The sequence below is a fragment of the Methanobacteriaceae archaeon genome (assembly GCA_029219465.1).
GTDB lineage: Archaea > Methanobacteriota > Methanobacteria > Methanobacteriales > Methanobacteriaceae > Methanocatella.
Genome location: JAQXTL010000014.1, coordinates 19,714 through 35,160, shown reverse-complemented (window position 1 = coordinate 35,160; position 15,447 = coordinate 19,714). Strand labels below are relative to the sequence as shown.

The window sequence follows — 15,447 nt, the reverse complement described above, 5'->3', positions numbered from 1 at the left end:
AATATTAGCAGATTAATGTATATAAAATTTTACATATGAATTATAAAAAACTTGACAAAAACCTCAAAAAAAAGATAAAAAATAAATAAAAATTAAACAAAAATAATAAAATTAAAAAAATTATTAAACAGAAAGTCCAAATAAAAAAAATAATTAAATATTATTAAATGGACCTTTTAATTAATAATAATTTATTAATAGAATCAACAATAGCAAGAATACTTGCCATAACAATGTCCTGATTTGTTGAACGTCCGGTAGAATTATTGCCTTCAGAATCAGAAGTGACTACAAATACCTCTGCTAAAGCATCAGTACCACCAGTAATGGCTTCTAAGTTATATTCTTCTAATTCCATATCAATAGTATCTTGAATTAAATCACGAACAGCATTTAAAGCAGCGTCAATTGGTCCAACACCAGTACTTGCAGTTTCTTTAATAACACCATCAATTTCTAATTTAACAGTAGCAGTTGGAGAAACATTAGCACCCATTGAAATGCTTAAACCTTTAATGATAATAGGTGTTTCACGAGCAGATGAAAGTTCAGTAATCGCAATAGCTACTAAATCATCATCTGTAACACATTTACCACTGTCACCTAAAGATTTAATGCTATTGAAAACATTGTTAAATTGTTCTTCATCTAAATCAATATGATATTCTTTTAATTTAGCTCTAACTGCATTAGCACCAGTGTGTTTACCTAAAATAATCCTACGAGAGTGACCAACCATCTCAGGAGACATTGGTTCATAGGTTGATGCATTGTTTAAAATACCATGAACATGAATACCTGATTCATGAGCAAATGCATTATCACCAACAATTGGTTTGTTAACAGGCATTTTAACCCCAGTTAAACGACCAACTAAATTGGATAAACTGTATAATCTTGTAGTATCAAGTCCTAAATCAATTTGATAAGCAGATTTAAGAGCCATTACTAATTCTTCTAATGAACAGTTACCGGTTCTTTCACCTAAACCGTTAATGGTAACGTGAGCCTGATTAGCACCACATTCAATAGCTGTTAGAGTATTTGCATTAGCAAGTCCGAAATCATTGTGGAAATGAACACTGATAGGTGTTTTGAAATTGTTTTTAATATCAGTTATCATATTACGTGTAAGAGCAGGTGTTAATATACCTACAGTATCAGGAACATCTAAAAAGTCAGCTCCTGCACTAACCACTTCATTAAATATTTCAAATAAAAATTCACGTTCAGTTCTAGTACCGTCTTCTGCAGAAAATTCAACAGTTAAACCATGATCTTTTGCATATTCAACTGTATCAACAGCAGAGTCAATGATTTTTTCTTTTGACTTTTTAAGTTTATAATCACGGTGCAATGGAGAAGTACCAATGAAAGTGTGAACATAATCTAATTCTGCATCAATTACCGCATCAATATCTTTTCTTAAACTACGTGATAAACCAACTAAGGTTGAATCCAAATCTCTTGCTTTAATTTTTTTAGCAGATTCGATTTCCCCTGGTGAAGAAGCAGGAAAACCAACTTCTATTTTATCTACACCCAAATTGTTAAGTTTTTGAGCAATTTGAATTTTATCATCAACAGTCAAAGCAACACCAGGAGTCTGTTCACCGTCCCTTAATGTTGTGTCCAAAATATAAATTTTATCAGCTAAATTCATATTATCTTTTTTTAGAGTTTCCATATTTGTAAAAGACATAGTATTCCTCCCATTTGCCATTTTATAATATATAAGTATAAAATTGAATATTAATAAATTTTTCATTGGTAAAAATTTGATATAAGTTATAAGTTATAAGTTAAAACTTAAAAAAAATAATAATTTAAAAATCAATATCAACAACTTCAAAAATATCCTCAATAATATAGTCTGTTTTATCCATTAATTTATCAGATACTTCCTCTTTTTGTTCTATTGTTAAAACACTTACATCTGCTTTTTTAAATGCAAGAATATCGTTAAGTCCATCCCCAACCATCATGACTTTATAACCAGCATCCTTTAAGATAGATACAACTTCACATTTGCCTTTAGTTGAAACAGTTCCATAGGCATTATCCTCAGGTACATCAAGTAAACTGGCAAGTCTGTTAATAGCTCCTTTTCTATCACCGGATGCAATAAAAATTTCAATTCCTCTGGATTTTAATGTCTCAACTGTTTCAAAAACCTTAGGGAAAAATACTCCAGCAGAAGTAATTGTGTATAAAACAATACCCAAATCCATATCCAAAATTAAAGCAGAACCGTTGCATAATTCCATTTGTGGAATTTTTTCACCTAACATGTCAAAAGCATCAGTAATATCTGAAACAGTAGCAGTAGTCTCTTTATCAATAATTTCCTTAACTTCAGCTTTGGAAAACTGTTTTTTTGAAAAACTAATATCGAAATCAATATTAAACTGTCTGATAACATCACAAATTAAGGTGTCCTGATTTAAATCTAAAAATTTATTTGTATTATATTGAAGAACAACCAACACAAGTGAATCTTTAGAATCTATTAAATCCAAAGAATTAACGTCAGTTGAAAACTCTCCGGTAACAACATTTTTAATAACACGATATCGCTCAATCAATGTTCCTGAGTTATCAAATACAACAGCTTTTTTCATGATTAATAATTATATCACTTCTAAATTATATGTATGCTTATCGTGAATATCGCTGTATTGATATTTGAGATTTTTTACTATTGAAGTTAGATATTAATTATGAAGTCAATAGAACATTAAAATAATTATGACAAGCAACCATTCTCCAAAACCTCAAAAATCTTATGTCTATGCATTATACATCATTTCCACATAAGAAATCAATAATGTTTAGATGTTTGACTCCATCTTTAGAGAAGTCATGGTTTTCAGTTGTTATAAGTATAGATTCATATTTATCAGGTATGCGAAGTAATGGATTAATTTCACGTTTCAGTGTTTTTTCACTAGATAATCTGTAAGATACCTGAATATATTTGTATTTACCTGATTTTTCACAAACAAAATCCACTTCGGTATCATCAGGATTTCTTCCTACATTGACCTTATATCCTCTTCTAAGAAGTTCAATATAAACAATTGTTTCAAGAATTTTAGTTACTTTTAAGATGTTGTCTTCAATTAGGGCATGATGAAATCCATGATCCATCAGATAATATTTTCCAAGGATTTTCATTTCTTTTCTTCCTTTAAGCTCAAAGCATTTGCATTTGGAGATAAAAAATGACTGATTTAAATAGCTATTATATTTAAGTAGTGTGTCCTGAGAAGTATAGATGTCATTGCTTTTAAGATAATTTTTTATGCTTTTAGATGAAAATATTTCGCCAGTGCTTGAAATCATATATCTGCTGAAACGCTGTAGCAAGTCAATATTATTTATCTTAAATCTTGTAACGATATCTTCAAAAAGAATTGAGTTGTAAATGTCTTTTAAAGCCATTTTTTTAAACTCATTACTTCCCAATGTCAAAATACCAGGCATGCCTCCGAAATTGAAGTACTCATCATATAGTTTAGCTATTGAGTATTCGTTTATTTCAACACCTTCAATTTCATTTTTATACTGGATAAACTCTTTGAATGAAAATGGATACACATTAATTGTTAAAAACCTTCCAGTCAGGAGTGTGGCAAGCTCACCAGATAGCAACTTTGAATTTGAACCTGTAATGTATATATCACTGTCAATAGAAACACGATAACTGTTTATAGATTTTTCCCAACCTTTAACTTGCTGGATTTCATCAAAAAAAAGATATATCTTCCCTTTGATATTTTCGGTTTTATTGTAAACTATTTCATCCAATTTCTCACTACTATCGATTTGATTATATTCCCTTGATTCAAATGAAATGAAGATGATATTTTCGTCTTTAACCCCCATTGATTTAAGCTCGTCAATAATATTATACATTAAACTGGTTTTACCTGACCTTCTAATACCTGTATATACCTTAACAAAATCAGTATTGACATAATCCTTTAACTGATTAACATATGCCGCACGTTTAATCAAATTATTTGACATGAAAAATGACCCCTATGGTTTGCTATAAAAAATTCTTTATCAGAGAGAAAAATTTTTAAAATTATAAAAAAATTCCATCTACAAAAGAAAAATTTCTTAATTAAATATTGTATGTAATTTAAATATAAATATTTCTAAACTGCAAAAAGATGAAAAAACACAACTGTGAAATCAATCATTTAACTTTATCAAACCCACATATTTCAAAAAAATAGAGTTAATTTAAAACATCATAAAATTATATAAAAAAAGATTTCAAAGATTATGTAAGTATTATCAACAAATAAGATAAAAAAAATGTATTTAAAAATTTTACTAAAAAGAAAAAAAGAATAGCTTAAAAAAGCTATTGGGGTAAGTATTTGGTTTTTGATCTTAAAAATATCTTTTTAAACCAGTTGTAGAAAACTGCCAATAATACAGCATTGGAAACTCCGTGCAACATATCAAATGGGAAACTGGATATAAACAAACCTAAAACTGATCCTAAATTGATAGAACCTAAATAGAAAATTCCACTTAAATCAGCAATCCATCCGTATAATAATCCCCATGCTAATCCAAATGCAACTCTGAAAACAATATTATCTAATTTTTCAGCTATTAAACCTGCAGTAAGTCCCATTAATCCCCATCCAATCATCTGGAAGACAACCCAAGGGCCAATTCCTAAAATCATTGCGGTTACAAGAGCAGATAAAGAACCAACGATAAATCCTTCTTTTTTACCAAAAACAATACCTGCCATAATAACAATGAATGATTGTAGATTTACAGAAGGTATTGAAATTAAAATCAAACGTCCAATAGATGCAGTAGCAATTAAAATTGCCAAAAGCACAATAGATTCAGTAGTAGGTTTTGAGTTTTCAAACATCTTAAAAATTGAATAAATAACTCCAACAATAAGAAGAATTGACAAAACCATAGTTATTAACATTGATATTTCCATATTATCACTTTAAATTCCAAATTTGAGCAACATCTCCAATGGTAACAGCGCAGTTAAGATGGTCCTTAACCATTCTGTTAACAAATGTTGTGTAAAAATTATTTTCAACAAATATATTTTTAGGATGATTATCTACTTGGATAGTTTTATCAAATAGCATTAAACATCTGTTACAGTTGTTTGCAACAAAATCCAAGTCGTGAGAGACCATAATAATTGTTAAACCCTCATTGTGTAGTGTTTTTAATTTATCTGAAATTATTTTAGATGAAATTGGATCCAAACATTTGGTCGGTTCATCTAAAACCAAAACATCAGGGTTTTTCAAAAGTGCCTTAACAATAACGATTTTTTGCTGTTCTCCTCCACTGCAGTCATAAGGATGTTGATTTAGTAAATCTTCAATTTGGAAAAATTCTACAAGGTTTTTGAAATTAGAATTATTTTCATTATCTTCAACTAATTCTTCCTTTACAGTATCATGGGAAAAATGAATCATCGGATTTTGATGAACATAAGCAACGCTAAGGTCTTTTTTGGATTTTACCTTTCCTTTAATTGGATCAATAAGACCTGTTAATATCTGAAGCAATGTTGATTTTCCACAACCGTTACTTCCAACAATAGCTGCGTAATCCCATTTTCTTAAATCAAAATTTAAGTTTTTAATAATTAGATTGTGTTTTTCATAAGCAAAATAGACATTCTTCATTTTAATAAGAGTTTCATTACTTGAATCATAACTAAATTCCAAATTACAACTAGAAGTTATAATATCACTAGGAACTTTATTTAAAAACCTTCTTGCTTCACGAATATTAAGTGGAATATCCAAATTAGCTAAAGATGGATTATTATCAACTAATAGCTTGTATATTTTACAAATTGAAGGTAGAAAATGTCCATAAACCATATCATCCTTCATATTTTTACATACATCACGTGGATTGTCATTAAATTCAATCTGACCATTGTTTAAAAAGACAACCTTATCACAAAGCGGGAAAATATTATCAAGCTGATGTTCACTCATGATTATTGTAATTGAAAATTCCTCATTTAATCTTCTAATAATTGATAATATTTTGTATGAAGTAATCGGATCAAGCTGAGATAAAGGTTCATCTAAAATTAAAACTTTAGGTCTTAAAACCAATAAAGAACAAAGATTTACAAGCTGTTTTTGTCCGTTGGATAGTTCATCAACATTTTTGTGTAATATCTCATTGATTCCAAAAAATGAAACAAGCTCCGATATTCTGTTTCTTATCTCTTCAGTAGGAGTTCCTATGTTTTCCAAAGGAAATGCAATTTCTTGAATTACACTATCAGTAACAATTTGAGCATCAGGATTTTGGAAAAGATATCCTATATCACATGCTGATACTAATTCATCCAAATCGCCAACAGAACAGTTATCATATTTAACATCCCCTGAGCGAATACCATTTGGAAGCAATTCTTTTTTTAAATTACTAAGAAGTGTTGTTTTACCGCAACCAGACGGACCGCAAATTAATACAAAATCACCTGATTCAACTTCTAAATTAATATCACTTAGAATATTATCTTCAGATTCATTATATTTGAAACTAAAATTATTAAACTCAATTAACGCCATTGGATTACCTCCCTAATTTCTAAAAAAATCAATGGAGATAACAAATACAATAAATACAAAATAATAAATATTAACGGGTATTTGAGTAAATGAAAAATTAATTGAAGGATAAATTGTAATTATACCAATTCCATTGATTAATCCGTAAGATAAAATAGCTACACAAACACTAATTAAAGCAATTAAAGCATAATCAATTTGTGATAACTTATAAGACAAATAACAGGTTCTCTTAGAACTGCCATAACCACGTGATTTCATTGATTTAGCAGTAAACATGGATTCTTCCAAAGACCATGCAACGGTTATTCCCATTACCTTACCTTTAGATTTTGCTTTATTAATAAAAGAATCATCTTTAAGAGATGGTTTGTGAATCTTTCCAATTTCTCTTGCCCTATTAGTAATTAGCGGAACAAAACGTAGCGCCATAACAATAATCATTGACACAACTGGAAGCTTTTTAGAAAAGATGTAAAGCATATCCTGGTATGAAACTGATTTATTGTATGAAGTAAATACCAAAAGGATAATTAAAAGTTAAATAGCCATTAAAATCCCATAAATCAAAGCTTCATAGGTAATAAAGAAATTTGAAAAAAGATAGATTTTGTGAGCACCTGTTTTATTAAACAGAGGATTTAGAATGATTATTAAAACAGCCATTGGAATGTAAAACATCAATGTACTTTTTAACTGGGAACTTAAATCCTGAAGATAAATTAATACAATCATTAACAATAAAAATGTAAGACTAAAGAAAGGATTGTTGAAAATAAATGCAAACAACACGAGAATCAAATAGTAGCATATGTAAATTCCCGGATGAATATCTGTAAGTTCCATGTTATCATTCTACACTTTTATTGATTAAAATATATTTGAAAATTATTAAATGTTATTATATATCTAATCATTAAAGTATTTAACATTTTAAAAAAAACTCCAAGTTTAAAAAAAGCAAGTTTATAAACCTTAAAAAATAAACTAATAATATTATAACTTACGATTATTAGGTGTTTTAATGAGCGTTATTGAAAAATTAAACTCCATCAAAAATGGAGAAATGACAGCTAAAGAAAATGTAGAAAGCTTCATTGAAGTTATTGACGAAAATAACGAAAACATTAATGCATTTATTGAATTAAATTATGAAAATGCGTTAAAACAAGCAGAGGCTATTGATGAAAAAATTGCAAACGGCCAAGAAGTTGGTGCTTTAGCTGGATTGGTATTCGGTATTAAAGCAAACATTAATGTTGAAGATTTAGTTATCTCAGCAGCTTCAAAAACTTTAGAAGACTATCTTGGAAGTTACAATGCAACTGTTGTTAAAGAAATTTTAGATGAAGATGGAATTATCATTGGTATTCTAAACATGGATGAATTTGCAGCAGGAAGTTCAACTGAAACTTCATACTACGGACCTACACAAAACCCAGCAGCTATGGGTAGAATTCCTGGAGGTTCCTCTGGAGGATGTGCAGCTGCAATCGCTGGAGAAATGTGTGATATTACCATCGGATCTGACACTGGTGGATCTATCAGAAACCCAGCATCCCATTGTGGTGTAGTTGGATTTAAACCAACTTACGGAGCAGTTTCAAGACAAGGATTACTCGATTTGTCAATGAGTTTAGACCAAATTGGACCTTTATCCAATGACGTAAGTGGTATTGCACTTGCATTAAATACTATTGCAAAATACGATGAAACTGAATGTACCACTCTTGACTGGGATAAACCTGACTTTACCAGCGTATTAGATGACACTAGCTTAGAAGGTATGAAAATTGCAGTATGTAAAGAATTCATCGATGTAACTGATGATGAAATCAACAAAACTGTAAACCAAGCTATTAACAAATTAGTTGAAGCAGGTGCTGAACTTGTTGAAGTAAGCTTTGACTACATTGACTTATGTTTACCAACCTATTACTTAATCAACTATGTAGAATTCTTCTCTGCAACCAGAAAATACGATGGAAGAGAATATGGTTCTAGAATCGAAGAAGTATGTGGAGACGAAGTACTTAGAAGAATCAAAATAGGTTCACATATTGCTGAAGCTGAATTTAGTGGTAAATACTACAAACAAGCTTTAAAAGCAAGATCTGTAATCAGATCTGAAATTACTTCAATGCTTGAAAATGTAGATTTAATTGTTGGTCCAACCGTACCTAAACTTCCTCACGAAATTGGTAGTGAATTAGAACCAATGGAAATGTATGCTTACGATATTTTAACTGTAATTGCTAACTTAGCAGGTATTCCTGCAGCAAGCATACCAGCAGGTAAAGTAGATGGTATTCCAGTAGGATTACAATTACAAGCAAAACCATTAGATGATTTAAAAATTATTAAAGCTATGAGTGTATTTGAAAACACTCAATAAACTCTTTTTTTCTTATTTATTTTACACTTGAAATGTACCTCTAATTTTTATAATTCAAAAAGAATAATAGATTATTAAGAGGTTATTTTATGACAAGAATCGGACTTGCTTATGTTAGTGGAGCAGTTCCAGGATTTGAAGATTTTGGAAATTTACCAACAGATATTGTTAAAGAAAATGGTCTTGTTGATGGTTTGAAAGCTAGTGAAGAGCTTGATGCATTAATCATTCCAGGTGGAACATTAATTGAATCAAACAGCATCGATATGGGCCTAAACAGTGAAATTAAAAAAATGGCTCGTGATGGAAAGCCTATTATTGGAATTTGTGCAGGATTTCAACTATTATCCAATCAGATAGATATTGGAAGAAAATCTCCAGTACCAATTATAAAAGAAGGTTTAGGGCTAATTGACGTTAATTTTTCACCTTTAATAACAAGTGATCGTGTTAAGGCAAAAGTAATTGACAATTCATTTTTTGTTAAAAATCAAAAAGAAGATGTTGACGGTTTTCACACTCACACCTACGGTAAGGTTGAAGGAGATGCCAAACCACTGTTCTACTCACAGGTTCAAAGAATGAACTATGGTGATACCAACAAAGATAAGCAATACAATATTTTTTCAGGTGCATGTAATGATGATGGTAATGTAATCGGTACTATGATTCATAACATATTGGATGAAAATTCTGTTCTTGTAAAAAATTTATTGGAACAAATAGATGCTAAGGATATTGATGATATCTACAATAGAAACAAAAATGTAATAAAATTTTTACATAGTGAAGTTGGAATTAACACTAACATAAAAGTTCCAAAATTAGATAAAAAAACCAATAAACCAAAATACTTGATGATTGGAAGTAACGGGTCTGATTCAGGTAAAACATTCATTGTTACAGGACTTGCAGGTGCTTTAAGAAAAAGAGGATATAAAGTTGCACTACTAAAAGTAGGTCCAGATGTTCGTGATATTATACCAGGACTATACTTAACAAAAGGAAAAATGGAAGACTTCTCATCTATAAAAATTGGCCATCTCGGTTGGATGGATATCCAGTCTACAATAGCAAAACTTAATTCTTCAGACTATGATATTGTTTTGATTGAAGGAGTAATGAGCGTATTTACAGGACTTTTAAATGAAAAAGTACCATACTCTGCAGCTGAAATTGCAATGTCATCAAAAATCCCGATGATACTAGTTTCAGGAGTTAACAAAGGAGGAATAGAATCTGCTGCAATAGATTTAGTTTCACATGCAAATATGCTTGAAAAATTTGGTGTTCCTGTAGAAGCAATATTACTTAATAAAGTATACAATGAAGAAATTTTCAATGATGTTGTTCCATTTATCAAAAACAATACAAATGTAGACAAAGTAATGAAATTGCCTAAATTGAAATCTGCAGACATGAGAGGATTTATCCCTGAAGTTGAAATCAGATACGAACTGTTTACAAAACACTCAATGGAATTAGTTGAAAACAACTTAAATGTTGATGAAATAATCAGCATGGCAAGAGAAGTTGAATTTGAAAAAATATACTCATTTGATGAAATTAAACAGAAGATGATATAATGGCACTTAATTTAAGCCCTAAAACTGGTGTTAAACTAACAAAAAAGGATAAAGTCCATATTTTAAAAAAAATGAAACAGGGCTGGAAAACATCATGTATCATTCCTGATTATGTTTTTGATGATGACGGAAATATCCAAATTGGTAAAAAAAACAATCGCCGTATTATAAAAACAGTTAGAATATTGGATGACGGTATTCATATTGAAAATGCACTTAACACTAAAACATTACGCATTAAATGGAATACAATAGCTTCAATAACTAAATCAAAAGAAGTTAGGGATGGTTTGGAAATTAGAATGAAAGATGGGAAATATATTGCTTTTGGAATTTACAATTCATATAAACTCCAGCAAATAACCCAATTTATTGCAAATTATATTGCAGAAAAAGCTAATGGAAATTAGCTTATTCTTCTAAATATTTATTAATGATGTCTTCACCTTTAAGTAAGATTAAACCGTTTTCTTCAGCGTATTTACGAGCATCAGCAACGGATGTAGCTTGTCCGGTTTCACCATCCATCATTTCACAAACTACACAAACAGGAGTAACTCCTGCCATTTCACATAAAGCAAGACCGATTTCAGTGTGTCCTCTTCTATTTTTAACAAGACCGTCAGCACCTCTTAAAAGACATACGTGTCCAGGTGATCTGAAAGTTGCTCCAAATTCATCGAATCTTTCTTCTTTCATCATTATAGCAGCTTCACTGATAGTCATTGCTCTGTCATGGTCAGTAACACCAGTAAATGAGTCTCTGTGATTTACCCAAATAGAGAATGAAGATCTCTCATCGTATGGAATATCATTTGGTGCAAGTTTAGCTAAATCAGGATATTTTTCACTTGCAGCATTCATAATGTCTACCATGAATGGTAATTTAATTTCATCACAGAAATCGCCGTGTAAACAGTTACAGATTAATCCACCTGCATCATTTCTCATAGTAGCAATAGATTTTGGAGTTACGAATTCGGATGCGATAATCATATCTACTTCGCCTTCTCTGTCATCGTCATCAAAAACTAGTACAAATTCACCATTTCTAATTGCTTCTAGCGCTTTTTCAAAGTTTGTTTCTTGATTCATAGTAATATCTCCTTTATAATACTAGAACCAGGGCCAAAAATAACATATTTATTTCTTCTCTTTCATCCGGACTGTAACCGTCGGTTTTGGAATCTCACCAAATCAACACAATTGTGCTCATGGACTTATTTTTATAAAAAAATCACCACCGGTGGAGAATTTCACTCCGCCCTGAGAACGTAGTTGTAATTTTATCAATAATATATAAAAAATTTTACTATTTAATTTTAAAATTCAAGAGATACAATATCTCCATCTTTTAAATTATATTCATCTCTTAATTTGTTTTCACAAATAAATTCTAAATAGTTTTCTTCATGGGTTGTTTTAGCCGGAAATACAATAGCTCCACTAATATCTTCATTTAATTTAGCTTCGATATATTTAACAGCACCGAATCCTTCATCAGGTTTGATTAAATTTTGGCAGTTGTTTTTAATTTCATTAATTTCATCTAAATATTTCTCACTGACAATAACATTCAAAGTTCCTGGAAATGGAACAAAGCCTAAATTTTTCTTAAATTCATTGGTATAAAATTCCTGTGAAAGGAAATATGCTGCTTTTCCTAAACCGGTTGTAACTTCACCATCAATTTTCATGAAATAGCCTCTAATTAAATTCATATTTACTTCAAAATACTGTTTAAAATATCAACGATTTAATTTAAACAATGCATGAAATAAAATTATAAAATTTAATCTAAACTATATGCATTATATCATAATATACTTTACTAAATGAATATTTAAAAGAAATTTATTTAATAATTGAAAAACAAAGTATTACTATAATAAATTTTACAGGGTAATTATAATGGAAATAAAAACTATATCAACAGATGTATTAATTATTGGATCTGGTGGAGCAGGTGCAAGAGCAGCAATTGAAGTTGATGATGCTGGATTAAAAGCAACAATCGTATCAAAAGGTCTTTCATTTAGATCAGGTTGTACTGGAATGGCAGAAGGTGGATACAACGCAGTATTTAAAACTGTAGACAAAGATGATTCCATCGATGCACATATTCATGATACACTCAAAGGTGGAAGCTTCCTTAACGATGAAGAGCTTGTAAAAATTCTTGTTAGCGAATCACCAAAAAGATTAATCGATTTGGAAAACTACGGTGCTTTATTTGACCGTCAGGAATCTGGTGAAATTGACCAAAGACCATTTGGTGGTCAAACTTACAGAAGAACCTGTTATCAAGGAGACAGAACAGGTGCCGAATTATTAAATGCACTTAAAGAAGAAATTACCAGAAGAGACATTGAATGTATCGAAGAAGTAATGATTACTTCCCTTGTAACCGACGATGACCAAGTTATTGGAGCTACCGGTCTTGATTTAAAAGATTCTAGCTTAATCTACTTTAAAGCAAAATCTACAATTCTTGCTAGTGGAGGAGCTGGACAATTATACCCTGTAACATCAAACACATTCCAAAAAAATGGAGACGGATTTGCAATAGCTTACAAAGCTGGAGCAAAATTAATCGATATGGAACAAGTTCAATTCCACCCAACCGGAATGGTTGCTCCTGAATCCAAAAAAGGAGTACTTGTAACCGAAGCTGTTAGAGCAGAAGGTGGAAAACTTTTAAACAAAGATGGTGAAAGATTCATGAGCAAATATGCTCCTGAAAAAATGGAATTAGCTACCCGTGATGTAGTTGCACGTTCTATTTATCAAGAAATCATCGAAGGAAGAGGTAGTGAACACAACGGTGTTTACCTTGACATTTCACACTTAGATGACGATTACATTGATGAAAAATTAGAAACCATGGTTTTACAGTTTGACAATGTTGGAATTGACATTAAAAGTGAACCAATTGAAGTAGCACCTACCGCACACCATTTCATGGGCGGTTTAAAAATAAATGCTGATGCTTCAACATCTCTTGCTAACTTGTTTGGTGCAGGTGAAGTTTGTGGAGGAGTTCACGGAGCAAACCGTTTAGGTGGAAATGCACTTGCTGATACTCAGGTATTTGGAAAAATAGCTGGTGAAAGTGCAAGTAAAGCATGCGAAGGCACTGAAATTAAAACTAACGACGAACAAGTCCAAAAAGAAGCTGAAAGAATTGAAAGCTTAATTAAAAAAGGTAGTATTAAACCATATGCATTCAAAGAAAATATCAAGAAATTAATGTGGGAAAAAGTAGCTATCATAAGAGATGAAGAAACATTAAATGAAGCTCTTAAAGAAATTCAACAAATGAAAGAAGAATTACCTAATTTGGATGTCAGCGACAAAAAACAATACAATGACCAATTAGTTAATGCTCTTGAAGTAATAAATATGGTTGAAATTTGTACTTTAGTTATAAAATCAGCGATATTACGTAGAGAAAGTAGGGGAGCTCACTTTAGATCTGATTTCCCTGAAACAAACGATGAATGGAAAAAGAGTATAGTATTTAATAACAATAAAATAGAATTTGAAGCTAGATAGCTTCTTTTAATTCTTTTATTGCTTTTCTAGCTTTTGCATAAATTTCTTCTTCATCAAGAATTGTTAATTTCTTATTTTCCATTAATATTTTACCATCACAAATAGTTGTATCAACATTTGAACCATTTGCAGAATAGATAATATTTGAACTTAAAGAAGAACTGTCTGGAACCATATTTGCTGAATTGGTGTCAATTAAAACAATATCTGCTTTTTTACCAACTTCAATAGAACCAATTTCAGATTCAAGACCTAAAGCTTCAGCACCTTTAATAGTACCCATAGCTATTGCTTCATCTGAATTTAAAACTTTAGGATCTAAAGTAGAAACTTTTTGAAGTAAGGAAGCGGTTTTTAATTCTTCAATTAAATCTAAGTTATTGTTTGAAGAAGCACCATCAGTTCCAATAGAAACACAAATGTCATTTTCGATTAATTTGGAAACTGGAGCAACACCAGAAGCTAATTTCATGTTACTGCATGGGTTGTGTGAAATTTTTACATTGTTTTTCTTAATGATTTCAATTTCATTGTCACTTAACCATACACTATGTGCTGCAACAACATCAGGACCTAAGAATCCGATTTTATCTAAATATTCGAAAGGTCTTAAGCCTTTTTGAGATGAAACATCTTCAATTTCCTTTTGAGTTTCAGAAACATGAATATGAATTCCCATATTATATTCATCAGCTAATTCACGAACTTTAATTAATAACTCTTCAGAGGCAGTATAAGGTGAATGTGGTCCAAAGAAAACTTTAATTCTTCCGTCAGCCATGCCATCGCATGCTTCGAATAATTCTAAGTTTGCTTTAATTTCATTTTTTCTTTTTTCTTCATCACCAAAATCAATCATACCATATGACAATACAGCTCTAATTCCAGCCTCATCAATAGCACGTGCAACATCTTCCATATAGAAATACATGTCAGAAAATGTTGTTGTTCCGGATTTAATAAGTTCAACAGCACCTAAAAGAGCACCAATGTAACAGAAATCACCATTAAGATTTGCTTCCATTGGCCAGATATGATCATTTAACCAGCTATCTAAACTTAAATCATCAGCTAATCCTCTAAATAATGTCATAGATAAATGAGTATGAGTATTAATTAATCCTGGAATTACGATTTTTCCAGTAGCATCGATAATTTTACTAGCATTACTTTCATCAATTTGAGATGAAATTTCAGCGATTAAATTATCTTTAATTAAAATAGATTGTTTATTTTCAAAATTTGTATTTGGACTTAAAATTAATGCATTCTTTATTAAAATAGAATTGTCACTCATAATAACACC

At 30.5% G+C, this 15,447-nt stretch carries 14 protein-coding genes and 1 riboswitch; of the genes, 4 read left to right on the top strand and 10 right to left on the bottom strand.

All coding sequences use genetic code 11. The features are described from left to right. Positions 1 to 163: 163 nt before the first annotated feature. The 7 genes from PUD86_07020 to PUD86_06990 all read right to left on the bottom strand — a co-directional run bounded on the left by PUD86_07020 (position 164) and on the right by PUD86_06990 (position 7,451). Positions 164 to 1,702: a 2-isopropylmalate synthase gene (locus PUD86_07020; GenBank protein ID MDD6777028.1), complete on the bottom strand. Its 1,539-nt coding sequence runs from the start codon at positions 1,700 to 1,702 to the stop codon at positions 164 to 166. Between the two features lie 124 nt (positions 1,703 to 1,826). Further along, complete coding sequence (locus tag PUD86_07015) at positions 1,827 to 2,621, bottom strand: HAD family hydrolase (GenBank protein ID MDD6777027.1); 795 nt, start codon at positions 2,619 to 2,621, stop codon at positions 1,827 to 1,829. Between the two features lie 175 nt (positions 2,622 to 2,796). Continuing rightward, the gene (locus PUD86_07010) at positions 2,797 to 4,032 is read right to left on the bottom strand and encodes an ATP-binding protein (GenBank protein ID MDD6777026.1); all 1,236 of its coding nucleotides are present in this window, start codon (positions 4,030 to 4,032) and stop codon (positions 2,797 to 2,799) included. Positions 4,033 to 4,378: 346 nt separating this feature from the next. Further along, entirely contained in the window at positions 4,379 to 4,984 is a 606-nt protein-coding gene (locus PUD86_07005; GenBank protein MDD6777025.1) for an ECF transporter S component, read from the bottom strand. A gap of 4 nt (positions 4,985 to 4,988) precedes the next feature. Further along, on the bottom strand, positions 4,989 to 6,605 hold the full coding sequence (locus tag PUD86_07000) for an ATP-binding cassette domain-containing protein (protein ID MDD6777024.1): 1,617 nt from the start codon (positions 6,603 to 6,605) through the stop codon (positions 4,989 to 4,991). A gap of 12 nt (positions 6,606 to 6,617) precedes the next feature. Further along, positions 6,618 to 7,130 (bottom strand): energy-coupling factor transporter transmembrane component T, encoded by a 513-nt coding sequence (locus PUD86_06995; GenBank protein MDD6777023.1) that lies wholly within the window; start codon positions 7,128 to 7,130, stop codon positions 6,618 to 6,620. A 15-nt stretch (positions 7,131 to 7,145) separates the two neighbouring features. Then, a complete protein-coding gene (locus PUD86_06990) occupies positions 7,146 to 7,451 on the bottom strand; it encodes a hypothetical protein (GenBank protein ID MDD6777022.1) in 306 nt (101 codons plus the stop codon). A gap of 178 nt (positions 7,452 to 7,629) precedes the next feature. Between PUD86_06990 and gatA the strand changes: the two genes are divergently transcribed. From gatA to PUD86_06975, 3 genes are all read left to right on the top strand, one after another. After that, positions 7,630 to 9,000: an Asp-tRNA(Asn)/Glu-tRNA(Gln) amidotransferase subunit GatA gene (gene gatA, locus PUD86_06985; protein MDD6777021.1), complete on the top strand. Its 1,371-nt coding sequence runs from the start codon at positions 7,630 to 7,632 to the stop codon at positions 8,998 to 9,000. An 89-nt stretch (positions 9,001 to 9,089) separates the two neighbouring features. Continuing rightward, a complete protein-coding gene (locus PUD86_06980) occupies positions 9,090 to 10,586 on the top strand; it encodes an AAA family ATPase (GenBank protein MDD6777020.1) in 1,497 nt (498 codons plus the stop codon). After that, positions 10,586 to 10,996, top strand: a complete 411-nt coding sequence (locus tag PUD86_06975; GenBank protein ID MDD6777019.1) for a hypothetical protein — start codon at positions 10,586 to 10,588, stop codon at positions 10,994 to 10,996. The genes PUD86_06980 and PUD86_06975 overlap by 1 nt, the downstream gene beginning before the upstream one ends. Before the next feature lies 1 nt (position 10,997). Here PUD86_06975 and ribB read toward each other — a convergent pair whose 3' ends face one another. Beyond that, a complete protein-coding gene (gene ribB, locus PUD86_06970) occupies positions 10,998 to 11,681 on the bottom strand; it encodes a 3,4-dihydroxy-2-butanone-4-phosphate synthase (GenBank protein MDD6777018.1) in 684 nt (227 codons plus the stop codon). A 50-nt stretch (positions 11,682 to 11,731) separates the two neighbouring features. Next, positions 11,732 to 11,864: riboswitch (FMN riboswitch) on the bottom strand. Between the two features lie 44 nt (positions 11,865 to 11,908). Next, on the bottom strand, positions 11,909 to 12,283 hold the full coding sequence (locus tag PUD86_06965; GenBank protein ID MDD6777017.1) for a DUF120 domain-containing protein: 375 nt from the start codon (positions 12,281 to 12,283) through the stop codon (positions 11,909 to 11,911). Positions 12,284 to 12,497: 214 nt separating this feature from the next. Here PUD86_06965 and PUD86_06960 point away from each other — a divergent pair, with 214 nt between their 5' ends. After that, positions 12,498 to 14,141 (top strand): fumarate reductase subunit A, encoded by a 1,644-nt coding sequence (locus PUD86_06960; GenBank protein ID MDD6777016.1) that lies wholly within the window; start codon positions 12,498 to 12,500, stop codon positions 14,139 to 14,141. Here the strand turns inward: PUD86_06960 and PUD86_06955 are convergent. After that, positions 14,134 to 15,438: an amidohydrolase family protein gene (locus tag PUD86_06955; GenBank protein MDD6777015.1), complete on the bottom strand. Its 1,305-nt coding sequence runs from the start codon at positions 15,436 to 15,438 to the stop codon at positions 14,134 to 14,136. The genes PUD86_06960 and PUD86_06955 overlap by 8 nt on opposite strands. Between the last annotated feature and the right edge of the window lie 9 nt (positions 15,439 to 15,447).